At 45.2% G+C, this 12,438-nt stretch carries 11 protein-coding genes; 7 read left to right on the top strand and 4 right to left on the bottom strand.

Annotation, left to right across the window (positions count from 1 at the left end; all coding sequences use genetic code 11):
- Together Q7J27_02730 and Q7J27_02725 are read right to left on the bottom strand one after the other, a co-directional pair.
- On the bottom strand, nucleotides 1-451 hold a 451-nt coding region (locus tag Q7J27_02730; GenBank protein MDO9528056.1), incomplete at its 3' end, for a hypothetical protein.
- The gene (locus tag Q7J27_02725; GenBank protein MDO9528055.1) at nucleotides 448-1,563 is read right to left on the bottom strand and encodes a hypothetical protein; all 1,116 of its coding nucleotides are present in this window, start codon (nucleotides 1,561-1,563) and stop codon (nucleotides 448-450) included. The genes Q7J27_02725 and Q7J27_02730, both read right to left, overlap by 4 nt.
- Nucleotides 1,564-2,034: 471 nt before the next feature.
- On the opposite strand from Q7J27_02725, the gene Q7J27_02720 reads away from it, so the two are divergent.
- The 6 genes from Q7J27_02720 to Q7J27_02695 all read left to right on the top strand — a co-directional run bounded on the left by Q7J27_02720 (nucleotide 2,035) and on the right by Q7J27_02695 (nucleotide 8,205).
- On the top strand, nucleotides 2,035-3,045 hold the full coding sequence (locus tag Q7J27_02720; GenBank protein ID MDO9528054.1) for a Panacea domain-containing protein: 1,011 nt from the start codon (nucleotides 2,035-2,037) through the stop codon (nucleotides 3,043-3,045).
- 69 nt (nucleotides 3,046-3,114) lie between these two features.
- On the top strand, nucleotides 3,115-3,324 hold the full coding sequence (locus Q7J27_02715; GenBank protein ID MDO9528053.1) for a hypothetical protein: 210 nt from the start codon (nucleotides 3,115-3,117) through the stop codon (nucleotides 3,322-3,324).
- A gap of 77 nt (nucleotides 3,325-3,401) precedes the next feature.
- Nucleotides 3,402-5,261 (top strand): recombinase family protein, encoded by a 1,860-nt coding sequence (locus tag Q7J27_02710; GenBank protein MDO9528052.1) that lies wholly within the window; start codon nucleotides 3,402-3,404, stop codon nucleotides 5,259-5,261.
- Between the two features lie 212 nt (nucleotides 5,262-5,473).
- Nucleotides 5,474-6,142 carry an AIM24 family protein gene (locus Q7J27_02705; GenBank protein ID MDO9528051.1) on the top strand — a complete coding sequence of 223 codons (669 nt, stop codon included), beginning with the start codon at nucleotides 5,474-5,476 and terminating at the stop codon, nucleotides 6,140-6,142.
- A 45-nt stretch (nucleotides 6,143-6,187) separates the two neighbouring features.
- Nucleotides 6,188-7,690: an IS21 family transposase gene (gene istA, locus Q7J27_02700; protein ID MDO9528050.1), complete on the top strand. Its 1,503-nt coding sequence runs from the start codon at nucleotides 6,188-6,190 to the stop codon at nucleotides 7,688-7,690.
- Complete coding sequence (locus tag Q7J27_02695; GenBank protein ID MDO9528049.1) at nucleotides 7,687-8,205, top strand: ATP-binding protein; 519 nt, start codon at nucleotides 7,687-7,689, stop codon at nucleotides 8,203-8,205. The genes istA and Q7J27_02695 overlap by 4 nt, the downstream gene beginning before the upstream one ends.
- Nucleotides 8,206-8,295: 90 nt before the next feature.
- On the opposite strand, the gene Q7J27_02690 is transcribed toward Q7J27_02695, so the two are convergent.
- Together Q7J27_02690 and Q7J27_02685 are read right to left on the bottom strand one after the other, a co-directional pair.
- Nucleotides 8,296-9,315 (bottom strand): site-specific integrase, encoded by a 1,020-nt coding sequence (locus Q7J27_02690; protein MDO9528048.1) that lies wholly within the window; start codon nucleotides 9,313-9,315, stop codon nucleotides 8,296-8,298.
- Nucleotides 9,312-11,636, bottom strand: coding sequence for a tyrosine-type recombinase/integrase (locus tag Q7J27_02685; GenBank protein MDO9528047.1), 2,325 nt, complete (start codon nucleotides 11,634-11,636; stop codon nucleotides 9,312-9,314). Before Q7J27_02685 ends, Q7J27_02690 begins: the two co-directional genes overlap by 4 nt.
- A gap of 165 nt (nucleotides 11,637-11,801) precedes the next feature.
- On the opposite strand from Q7J27_02685, the gene Q7J27_02680 reads away from it, so the two are divergent.
- The gene (locus tag Q7J27_02680; GenBank protein MDO9528046.1) at nucleotides 11,802-12,095 is read left to right on the top strand and encodes an ATP-binding protein; all 294 of its coding nucleotides are present in this window, start codon (nucleotides 11,802-11,804) and stop codon (nucleotides 12,093-12,095) included.
- Nucleotides 12,096-12,438 lie beyond the last annotated feature (343 nt).

Raw genomic sequence — 12,438 nt, 5'->3', positions numbered from 1 at the left:
ATTTTTGCCTATCCTGCCCAAGCTGGTTATAATACTCGACAAACCGTTTGTGATACATATCGAGTTCATATCCAAGGGATGCATAACCAACTTTATCTCGCCCCCCCACAGCAGATATCGCATCCTCGATATCGGGGTGACCAAAGTCATTACTTCCCATCCCCCTTTGTATCCCCACAAGCGCCTCTGTCCAGGCACTCTCCGCAAGCGGTCGTCCTTCCAGTTTCATTGTCAGCCCACAGCTGACCTTGCGTATTTCGTTTATCGTTGGAAAAAAATCCTGCGTAAATAAAACAGTTTTTACTGTTTCATCCCACAGGTCATCGGGAATATCCTTGAGGCACTCGTAGTAAATCTGCATTTTAGTCTCCACTTCTTTCATACCCGTATTTTTGTGTTTACAAACTGTGAGCATGGCGTTAAACTTTTCAGCGAAAGACTCCATTTTCATACTTCACTCCCCTTTCTTTCTTCTCTCTGTTTTATTTTTTGCAACCCGTTAAAAACACCCTGAATCTGGCTCGTTAAGCTTGTATCCCCTCTTTGCGATCCCCCTTCGTACTTACCCTCAAGAATCTTCGATATGTTTGTATCGTTACCAAACACGAAGTCTATATCCGCTCTCCACCCACGATCATTATTGCCTACCAGAAACGGGGTTTGGATAATCCCCTGAAATAGCCCTTCCCAGAATACCGGGTCGCTGCCGTATTCCCTGATACGTCTGGAGATGTTGCTTTTTCTCTGTTTTGTTAGTCTGACAACCTTGGGTAGTCCGGCGAGGCCACAGGTAGAATTCCACAACTCAACTATTTCCTGTGATGAGGGGGAAGGGCCGTTGATCATTGAAACGCCATCCGGATACTTATCTTCTTCGTTAATGACAATAATGTTTTCCTTTTTGTCGGGGTCCAATATATCTTGAGACAAACTTTTGGTATGGGAGGGGGGAGATGACTCTTCTTCTTTAGAAGAAGTAGTATTTGTATTCTTATTAGTAATCTTTGTATACGTCCTACATTTGATTGTAGGACCCTCTTGCATTTGATTGTAGGACCCTCTTACGTTTGATTGTAGGAGGGGGGAGGATTGGTCAACAATATCGGTCTGTTGTGGGTGTGTAATATTTAAGATGTTTTTTGGCACGGGTTCCAGAAAAAGGACGTTGGTCATTATAGCGTTGCCACTGTGAACCGTTCGGAATTCCGTCTTCAGAGATTCTTGGGCCTTCAAACGATCAATAGCCACCTTTATTTGCCGCTTTGAAACACCGAACATATCGGCGAAGCTCTGATAACTTCTCTGGAGCTTGTCCGCTTTAAACCTTCGTTTGTATCCAATCACCTTCCCCGTTGCTTCATCGCAAACCTCTACCAGCCTGTACCAGTAGACAACCTCCGCAAGAATATTAATTGCCAGTAGATCTGCCTTGCCAGAAGGGAATTTGATTGACTTGAACCAATTCTTTGGGATAATATTACCAGAGAAATTAATCTTGCTTATGTCCACACACGCTCTACTCAATTCGCCCTGTGCTATGTCTCGGTCCTTTTTATCGGCCATACAATTTGCCTCTCCTTGAAATCAGGTGAAATCAGGTGAAATCAGGTTTCATGGGAAATATCTCAATTTTCTTTGATGGGATTTTTATATACGTGTGGGAATCTGGGTAAATCTGAAAGGCGTTACGAAGGTATTTGCTATTAAATCTAACTCCACAGTGCCACGTAAATCGTGTTTTTAGCTGTAATGTAGAAGAGGTACAAGTATTGTTGGAGTCGGTCGAGTAATAACTATACCAACTGTTATTTGGAAGTAGTCACCGAAGGCAACAGTATCTATATAACAGTTAAACGAACTTCCTCTTTTCCAGTGTGATCCCACCATTTTAAAATTTCTTAAAATTACTTGACATTTAAACTTTATTTGTTATATGTAACATATAATCTACCAGGTCCTCTATCATAGTTTTTAAATTATGTCAAGTAAAAAAGATATGCTCAGTAAAGGCAAGTACCACCAGGTGAACTAAAAATGAAAAAAGTAGCGGAAATAATTGATTATTTAAAAAACAAATGTGGGGTTGAATTTGAACGAGATGTTGCTAAGATAATGGCTCTCTCCTCTTCTGATCTGACTCGGCGAAAAATTCAGAACAGTGTCCCATACAGAAACCTCCTGCAGGTGTGCAAGGAACACAATATTTCCGCTGACGAGTTGTTTTTTGGAAGGAAACCTGAAGATCCCACAATAAAACAGTTCCAGAATGAGGATATAGCAAGAAAGTTAATTGAAGTTCTCGCCGCACTGGAAAAAGAACGTCCAGATTTTTTCCGCGATATATACGGAAAAGTGATTGGAGAAGCGAGTTGGCTTACGACAAAAAGAAAAAGGGAAATATCCGAGGAACTGAGTGCGGATAATAGTATTATACTGAGAATCAATAGAGTGAAGATGATCAACACAATATTTTACTTTGCGTCCAACACAAAAAAGTGCGGGAAGACCAAGCTCATGAAGCTCATGTACCACCTCGACTTCTTTCACTTCCGGGAAACGGGCAGTTCTGTAACCGGCCTGAACTACTATGCATGGAAACAGGGGCCGGTCCCGGCTGATCTTTTCAGGGAATTATCTAATGACCCCAAGCCGGACATGGAGAGAGCCATTAAAGTGGAAGTTATTGAGAACTTTCAAAAGATAGTCCCTGAGGAAGATTTTAGATTCGATGAGTCCATATTCACCAAGCGTGAATTGCGTCTTCTGCAAAACGTAGTATCATTTTTCAAGAATACAAACGCTGAACAAATTGTTGAGGCTACTCATCTGCCCAGGCAGCCGTGGGTTAAGACAATTGCGGAAAAAGGCGAAGGTAAGATGATCAAGTACATGCTTGCAGTAGATGGCAGGCATGGTCTCACCAGACGCGAGATTTTAGAACGTCAGGAAGAATTAAGGGAAATGTATAAAGCGCTTGGACTTAGTTGGAAGGATGTGCCACATGAAAGTGACGACATCCCCCTTCCACCAGAGAGTATTCTCTGACTGATATAGAAATTTTAATCTGCTTATCCAAAAATCAAGGCAGATCGGTACGCTGATTGGGAGGTTATCGTGCAGGAGAAAGAATCAGTTATTAGCAGCATCGCAGAATTTATTTTAAAAAACCATAACAGACTTACATACGCCGATATCAATGGTAAGAAGTGTGCCTTTAAATCGGTTGTTGACGCTCTGGAAAGAATTGGTCCCGGGGAAGTCGAAACCCTCACTCTGAAGGGTAAGGATGGAGTTTTGGGGATAATTCATCTCCATAAAGTGTAATTTTCACACACACATCTTCTTTAGGGGACAATTCCCTGTTTCATAGTAACAATTCCCCGCCATAAGGTAAACGCCCTTTGAGTACAAATACCTATACCGCAATCTACGTACGTGTATCCACCGAAGAACAAGCCCAAAAAGGTTACTCTACTAAAAACCAGATAGATCAACTTACCCAAACCACAAAAAAACAGGGATGGAAGTATCGAATATTTGATGACATGGGTTATTCAGGAACGAAGTATGACAGACCCGGTCTCACAGCGATGCTCGATCTCGTCAAGGAAGGTAAAATTGAGCGGATTCTGGTCTGGAAGATTGACAGACTAAGTCGAAAGCTCAGCCATTTGCTGAGCATACTTGAACTCCTTGAAGGCAACAAAGTTGAGCTTATTTCCATCAGCGAAAACTTCAATGTCAATACCCCCATGGGCAAGCTTTTACTTGGCCTTCTTGGAAGCGTGGCAGAGTTTGAACGGGATTCGATAATTCAGAGGATCAAGGCGGTCAAGAACACACGAAAGCGGGTAAAGCGACTGCCGCTGGGACATGTGCCATACGGCCTGAAACTAAACGAGGAAAAGAACAGGCTCGTGCCCGATAACGGTCCGGGCCATGAGATCGTAAAAAAGATATTTGACCTTTCGCTTCACGGAATAGGCATGGTCGGAATAGCCGAATACCTTAACGACAACGGGTTCAGAACAAAATATGGCAAACGTTTTGATTCTTCAACAATTGGGCGAATGCTTGGCAATTATACCTATGCGGGCATGATTGAAATAGACAAAGAACTGGAGCATGGAAACATTGACCCGATTGTAACGTTCGATACTTATCAGGAAGTCAGACGGGAAATCCAAAAAAGGACTCGCACGCCCAGCCACCCCGCAACTAAACATCTCCTGACAGGATTGCTGAAGTGCAATGTTTGCGGCAGTGGCCTGGTCAGCTCTGGAGACTATAAAATAGGAAAAAGATTTTATCGTTGCGGCCGTAGCGCTAATGAGGGCAGATCAGCGTGTACCTTGAAATCATTTCACGCCGGGAAGATAGAAGCATCCATTACAGACAGGCTGATCGAAACAATTGAAAAAGACAAGACCGAAATTCTTGAGTCCATGATCAACGGGGAAGCTGAGTACCGCAATCAGGAAAAAACTGCAGCGCAGAATATCCAGAGGCTAAAAACACTCATCCAGAAAAACATAAAAAGTATCAACAAATATTTTGAGATGTTTGAGTCTGAATTCATGGATAAAGCGGAGCTTAAAGACCGTATTGAAGCGCTGAAAGCCGATAACGAAACATACCAGAATCAAATAAGCGAGTTGAATTTTTCCCTTCCCGATCTTGATCCTGCTAAAACGCGCAAGCAGTACGAAATTGCCTTGGAAAATTTTTGGCTAGTACTTGACCTCACCGAACTTTCTGAAAAAAGAAATCTGTTTCAAGTTATTATTGAAAAAATCATCACACACAATGACCATCTTGACGTTCATCTAAAAACTGGATACTCGTTCCGTGTTGACTACCCACGAAAAATACGAAGATTTACCAGAACATTAGCCGACTGGGAAATCACGGCACTTGAAGGAATGAACACGAAGAAGGCAAAGGCTGTGCTAATGGCAAACAACGGTGTGGAGGTGCGAGAGATCGCGCACACTCTTGGAGTAGACTTCAGTAAGATTCAATGGATATTAAAAGCAGTCGGCAAAAGAGGAATTGCCTCGTGTTTTAAGGATTTTGGGGAGAATCAGCCAATTCCATTTGAAAGTTTTTTACTGGAAAACATTGACACCTGCAAGTACCTGTCATTCAGCAAGATATCAGATGTCTTGAGAAAAGAGGGATACTCTTTCTCCAATCAGCAACTCAAAAATTTTTGGTACCGGCACTTCATACAAAAAACAGCCATTTCCACTTCTGTTTAATTTTTCAACCCCTCCCCTTCCCCGGACATCATTTCAAACTACTTACTGGTTAACACCTCAAAACATTTCTTTCCATAAAATGGTGGCACTCATGTTCATATATAGTGCAGTGGAAGTATAATGCTTTCCTTGCGTGTATGCTAGCCCTGATTGGCAGGCTCGGGTAAGAACAGAATGCCTGCTTATTAAAAAAGTTAAGGAAAGGACAAGAAATGTACATACTTGAAAGACGGGGCGATCTTTACTCAATAGAAGGCGGCAATCTTGAGGTTTTAAAAATACCTGTAACCCGACAGGTAACACCCTTCGCTGAGGCGGGGAAGATGGTTTACACCACGGGCGATGTAAGTTTCGAAACCCATTTACCCGAGAACAAAGGCATTACTGGGGGAATGTTAGGCAAAATAGTCGGAGCGGGCAAGCGGTTGATGGCGGGTGAATCGCTGTTTTTTACTTATTTTAGGGGTCATGGCGAAGTTGGGTTCGCCGGAAGCGTACCTGGCCGGATACTGCCTATAGGTCTTAACGGAAACACCGTTTTAGCTCAACGTGACGACTTCAGTGCCGCCGTGGGTGACGTGGGTATATCCGTAGCCTTTCAAAAACGAGTTGGTGCCATCCTCTTTGGCGGTGAGGGTTTTATCTTGGAGAAGATATCAGGAGATGGGATTGCCTTTATTCAGGTTGCAGGCGATCTCCTCTCTTTTGATCTAAGTGCCGGAGAGACTATGCGGGTAGACACCGGTTCCGCAGTCGCGTGGGATGACAGTGTTACATACAGCGTAGAGGTCATAAGCGTTGGTTTTGGTAACCTAAAATTGACCCACTTGGAGGGCAAACGGCAACACAAAATTGACCCACCCGATAGAGTTCTCTGGTAGAGAAGATACCTCATGGGGTATTAGAGTACCGGAGGTGAAGGGAGAATGATAACGGTGGATCAATACAATTATATCAGGACAGCGCATAGAGTGTACGGGAAGAAGATTAGAGCGATAGCCAGAGATACAGGACATTCAAGAAACACCGTCAGGAAGGCGCTCAGTAAAGAACTCTGTGATTACAGTGCCAGAAAGGACCAGCCGTATCCGGCACTGGGTCCATATCTGGATATCATTGACAGGTGGCTTAAGGGAGACAAAGATAACCCCAAGAAGCAACGCCACACTGCAAAAAGGATTTACTCTCGACTGTGTTATGAACATGGCTTTGAGGGCAGTGACAGAACGGTGAGGAAGTACGTGCATGATGCCCGTAGACTGCTTGGACTTGACAACTCTCTGGTTTTTATTCCCCTGGATCCCGAGCCTGGACTTGAAGCAGAAGTAGACTGGGGAACGAGTCATGCCATATTGGCTGGTGAGCACGTCAAACTGAAGATGTTCTGTATGCGCTCTAAAGGCAGCGGGAAACACTTTGTCCAGTGTTTTCCATGTGAACGTCAGCAGGCCTTATTTGAAGGGCATATTCAGGCCTTTGATTTTTTTGGCGGGGTGTTTTCCACCTTGATCTATGACAATCTGACCACCGCGGTTGACAAGGTTCTGCGCGGCAGGGACAGAAAGATCAATGAAAGTTTTTTGAAGTTTCAGGCGTATTATAATTTTACGCCACGCTTTTGTAATCCCGCTCAGGGTCATGAGAAAGGCGGAGTTGAAGGCCTTGTCGGATATGCCCGCCGCAACTACATGGTACCCGTACCCGAGGCACAGAGCCTGGAGGAGTTAAACCGACGTCTTCTGGATGAATGCATGGCCTATGGCAACCATCGCATGTCCGGCAGGGAAGAAACAGTCAATGAGTTATATGAGAAAGAGAAGCAACACCTTCTGCTCATACCCGAGGTCCGGTTCAGCAATATTGAGACCTTCTCAGGGAAGGTGGACAAGTACTCAACAATGATCATGGACAAGAACCGCTATTCGGTTCCCACTCGCTACGCAGGTCTGAAGGTTCAGGCCATTACCTGTGTGGATCGGATGGATATATTCCACGGCAGCCGGAAGATAGCCGCCCACCGTCGCCTGTATGGCAACAACAAATGGCAGCTGGATCCGTTTCATTACCTGGAATTGATCTCCCAGCGTCCTCAGGCCTTTGAGTCTGCTCGTCCTATCAGGCAATGGAGAAAAGTATGGCCGGAGTGCCTTGAACAGATCCTGGAGCGTTTCTGTGAAAAGCAGGGGCATACCAGTGGCACTAAGGATTTCGTAAACGTCTTGATGCTCTTTAAAGAACACAAAAAGGAAGATGTAGTTTCCGCGGTGGAAGGAGCCCTCTCAGCCGGTGTCAGCTCCAGCGAGGCAGTGGAGCATATACTGATCAGCAGGATAGCTCCAGTGGAGTACTCTCCCGTTCCACTTAACAATTGGGAGACGCTTCCGCCTCCGGATGTTTCGGTGTACAGCCGGATAGGGGGTGCCCTGTGAAAGCAGCCGTTAAAGTCCAGCTTCTGCCCAATATGAAACTTTTGAAGCTCTCCGGCATGATCGCACAGCTCGAGACATGCCTTCGCCAGGCCCGGGACAGAAGTGAGGATTATGGAGAGTTTCTGCTCAATCTGACAGAGATTGAGGTGGCTGTCCGGACAGAAAACGGGTTAAAGCGCAGAACCAGGGACGCGAGATTCCCTCTTCTGAAACCCATTGAAACATTTCAGTTTGAAGCGGCCCCGGATCTGGATACCCGTTTGATCAGGGAACTGTTAAGCGGTCAATACATCAAAGAGGCCCGCAACGTGATATTACTGGGCCGTAGCGGTACCGGCAAGACACATCTGGCAACCGCCCTTGGGATGGAGGCCTGCCGCCAGGGAATACGAACGAGATTTGTTACAGGCTGCGGGTTGGCCAATGAACTGATCGAAGCTCGAGATGAAAAGAACCTTGGACATACCATGAAACGTTATGCCGGTTATGGTTTGCTGATCATTGATAAATGTTGAGTCTTTATTAATGTTGAGTTCTAAACATATCCTATTGATTTTTTATCAAAAAAGCATCATGGATCTCCACATTAATTCTATACAGGTGGATCATAGTGACTCCAGCCAGTTCAGGATATCTGGATCGCTGCGCCACGACAAATGTGGAACAGATTTGGTCTGAGGCGAAGCAGCCTTTGCGATTGCCTCTCGCTTCATGTCCAAATCGATAGTGGCGTATTTGTTAGTAGTATTGATACTGGCATGCCCAAGCCAATTAGCAATAGTGACAAGATCGACTCCGGATTTTAAAAGATGAACAGCTGTACTGTGCCTCATACTGTGGGGATGAAGGCGCTTAATTTTAAGAGACGGGTGGATTTGTGCTGCTTTTTGTATGTACTTTGCCATAATGTATCTGACCCCGAACCTGGTGAGAGGTGTTCCCAGATGATTCGTGAACAGGGTAACCGGTTGTCTCAGGTCAAGACCTCGTTCTTCTACGTATTGACGAAGTATGCGTGCGGTATTTGCCCATAAAGGACAGATACGTTCCTTGCGTCCCTTACCGAAGATATTCACGATAAATGGAGCAGACAAATGCAGGTCAACGGCCTTCAGGTCGACGATTTCCTGCACCCTGGCACCAGTGTTGAACATGAGGGCCAAAAGCGCATAATCACGCAGCCCATTTGATTTTGAACGGTCAACCTGATTGAGAACAGCTGACAATTCTTCAAACTCCAGATATTCAACTGTACGAGTGCACATGCGTTTAAAAGGGACACTCAAGATCTGTTGAGACGAGGCCAGATACTCAGGAAACATGCCGGCCACGTAACGGAAAAAGCTGTGCACTGCCGAAAGCCGTATATTACGAGTGCCGACCGAATTATGTCTTTCTGATTCAAGGTGATCGAGGAAAGCGACGATTTTGTTGACGTTCATATCCTCAAAGCAAAGACTGTTGACTGGACCATTATTACGTGCAAGGAAGACGAGCAGAAGCTTCATGCTGTCTCGATAACTGTGGGCAGTGTGAAGGCTCGTACCTTTTTGGCGGGGCAGGTAGTTACAGAAAAAGCCCTGCAATGCCGTTGCCAATTCATTGGATTTCTTTTTGTTCATCATGCACCTCCGGTTGCGGCTATTCGAGGGCTACAGGGTTTTGGAGCCTCGATATCATCTGTGATAATATTCCCATATTTTTGCTCAAAACGGGCGCTTGCTACGGACCGGAGAGATCCTGCAAAGAGCAAATAGCATTGGGTGGAAACGACACTGACATGCCCCATATAGGTGGACAATTGAGGCAGCTTTGCCAGCACGTTTTCGCCATTGTGGTACCAGCGCAGCAGTGCATTAACGGCAAAGGAATGACGGATATCATGAATCCGGGGTGGGATACCTTTGGAGGTAAGGATTTTAAGCGATGCGCAAAGAAGTCTCCAGTTTTGCGCCAGGCCGGTCCCTGTGTAAGCTCTTCCCTCAGCGCCACCTGCATTGTTCCAGATAATTGGAGATGATTCTTTCATCGACAATCCGCACCGTTGACGCTCGTTGAGATATGTACGCAGTTCAGCGTCAGTGGTAGCAGACAGAGGAATGATACGTTCTTTGTGAAACTTTGTGGAGCGGATGAACAATGTTGATTCGGCCGCATCGAAATCACCAAAGGTCAAGCGCAGGAGCTCGCCTCGGCGCAACCCGCTAGTATAAAGCAAAGCAATTGCCAATCTCATCGTTTGTGGTCTCAAAGGGCTCTGTGGCATGGCTGGAAGCAACTGGGCTGCACGAAGCAGACGGGCAATATCTAAAGATGAAAGGATGTATGGAATAAATTGCGAATGGTCTTTTGGGAATGTCAGGATATCAGGAACAAAGCTATGCTGGTGCGATCGCCGGCGATAGAGGCAGAGGTTGCGAACGATCCGCATACGATTTCTTCTGACCGTGGGTGAAAGGTGAGCAAAGATATCACACCATTGGCTGAATATCTTTCCATCCAGCTTCTGTATCCAAGGACTCTGAGTTGCCAGGAAAGAATCCAGAGAATGCAAAGTGTTCTCCTCGTTCCTGTATTCTTTGCCGAGGGAGCGATGCAGGTGCAGATATGACTTGATATCTTCTGTGATAAAGCTTTGTAACGGCATTGCCAGCTTGACTCCCTTACACCATCTTACAGTGGGCAGATCGTTTAGCGCCTTAATGTTGATACGGATCCCGTCATCTATACAATGTGGCACTTCAAGTGCTACACCACGCAGATCATCGGTGGCTAACCGCAAGTAGACACAGGTGCTCTCTGGGTTACGATGTCCTAAAATGTCGCCGATGACTTTAACCGAAGTGCCGTGCCGCAACAGATGAACGGCATAGGAGTGCCGAAGGCAATGGGGACCCTGGTATGGAATATCCAGGCCACTTAAACGAACCTGGCGCTGAAATACTTCGGAGACAGCCGTTGGTTTTAAAGGCCCGCCTGGTGCCCGGATACGGAGAAAGATCTCGCGGTATGGAAGTTCTGGTCGCCGGGTCAAATAATCAATCAACGCTTGACCTACATCATCCGTTAAAGGAAGGACAAGGTTGTTCTCAGTTTTACCCTGCAAAATGTGGACAGTGCCGGCACGCCAGTTGATATCATCTAAAGCCAAGGACACAACCTCACAAGACCTCAGGCCATAGGTAGTAATTAAACGCAGCATTGCATAGTTACGAATGCCCTGTGTGTCTGTGCGGTTAATCGAATTAAGAAGATTATTAACTATAGACCAGGGAAGAGAATGCGGAATTTTCTCAAGCCGGTATACTCTTGGCGTGTCGATCATTTTATGCAGCTGGGACTGTAAAATCCCTTTGCCATACTCGAATCTAAGGAAAGCACGCAAATATCCGACAACGTGTTGTAATGAATATCGATTAAGGTTCCTGGAACAAGCGCAGATAAAATCTTCTATCTGCTTTAATGTTAGAAGGGGCAAGGCCTGTTCGTTGGTATCAAAGCCTACCTGTTTAAGAAAACGGCCGAGATATCTACGATGCGATTGAATCGTAGTGTCGGACAATCCTCTTACATTTTTCAGGTATGCAGCAAAATGCTCCAGTTCTTTATCCGAGCGGGTTTTGGGTGTAGGAAACAGCAGTGGCAGTTCGCCTTTTTCCTCGAGAAACTTTTGCAACCGTCGAACAGTGCTTGCAATGGCTGGACGATCTTGACGAAAATGCTGGCAGGCTTTTTCAAAATCGCAATGAGTGAGTTCGCCGATGGATTGTAAACCTTGCTTTTGCAGAAAAACTATGATTTGACGCGTACCTTTAAGCTGATTACGAATAGTGCCGAGCGTATAGCCATGCAGGTAAGACCACTGTGTGAAATCATCGAGAAATGGACCGAAGACAGGAAGCGCCAGATACTTCTGATGCGATTTGGGGCGAATAGTTGAAATCATACTGAACCTCCTTTCAAATAAAATTGCTATTCAGGAGATTCTAATATGATCGAATATTAATGTGGAGAGATTCTTCCGTTTATCCTTGTTGTTGATACACTTGAGTGAAAAACTCAACATTAATAAAGACTCAACATTTATCAATTTATGTTGAGCTCAACATAAATTGATGAACTTGGCTATGTTCCCTTTTCCAAAGAAGGATCAGAACTGCTTTTTCAAGTCTTGGCAGAACGGTATGAAAAAGGTTCAAACGTAATCACCACCAATCTGGGATTTGCTGACTGGACTCAGGTGTTTGGCGATCCGGTCATGACTGCCGCTTTATTGGATCGCCTGACCCATAAGGCCCACATCATCAATTGCACGTGGGAGAGCTATCGGTTGAAACAAAGCCTTAAAGGAAAAAGAACAACGCCGATGAAGAAACAAAACACCGATGGAAATGATAAGGGCTGATAGTGGTTATGACCAGAGAAAAGTGACGGAATTGAAACGGCGGTACGAATAGGAATCAGCGGATTGGTTGTGGCCACATCAGCAGGTGAAACTCCGGTCGCCCTACGGGCTCCCTCCGTTTCACCAACTGTTCACAATAAGCAAGGTCTGGGATGATATTTTCTGATCATCTCTAATTATTAACACTGCTCAGGGTGGTCAATTTTGGGTTAGCACAGGTGGTCAATTTTCGGTTGTCATTTCCAACCTGTTTGAAATAAGTTCTAATTGCTATGAAAATCCCATCTAACTCTCCTTTAGAAAAGGGGAGAAGGCACCCCGTTCGTAATATTCATTACTGGAA

This window comes from Syntrophales bacterium, from assembly GCA_030655775.1.
Lineage (GTDB): Bacteria > Desulfobacterota > Syntrophia > Syntrophales > JADFWA01 > JAUSPI01.
Note: the sequence above shows the minus strand (reverse complement) of the source record. Positions and strands in the feature narration are given on the sequence as shown.

What these genes read in the sequence shown, in the direction of transcription:
- Q7J27_02690 (MDO9528048.1), bottom strand. Translation starts at nt 9,315, where the DNA reads ATGATGAACAAAAAGAAATCCAATGAATTGGCAACGGCATTGCAGGGC.
- istA (MDO9528050.1), top strand. Translation starts at nt 6,188, where the DNA reads ATGATAACGGTGGATCAATACAATTATATCAGGACAGCGCATAGAGTG.
- Q7J27_02725 (MDO9528055.1), bottom strand. Translation starts at nt 1,563, where the DNA reads ATGGCCGATAAAAAGGACCGAGACATAGCACAGGGCGAATTGAGTAGA.
- Q7J27_02685 (MDO9528047.1), bottom strand. Translation starts at nt 11,636, where the DNA reads ATGATTTCAACTATTCGCCCCAAATCGCATCAGAAGTATCTGGCGCTT.
- Q7J27_02720 (MDO9528054.1), top strand. Translation starts at nt 2,035, where the DNA reads ATGAAAAAAGTAGCGGAAATAATTGATTATTTAAAAAACAAATGTGGG.
- Q7J27_02705 (MDO9528051.1), top strand. Translation starts at nt 5,474, where the DNA reads ATGTACATACTTGAAAGACGGGGCGATCTTTACTCAATAGAAGGCGGC.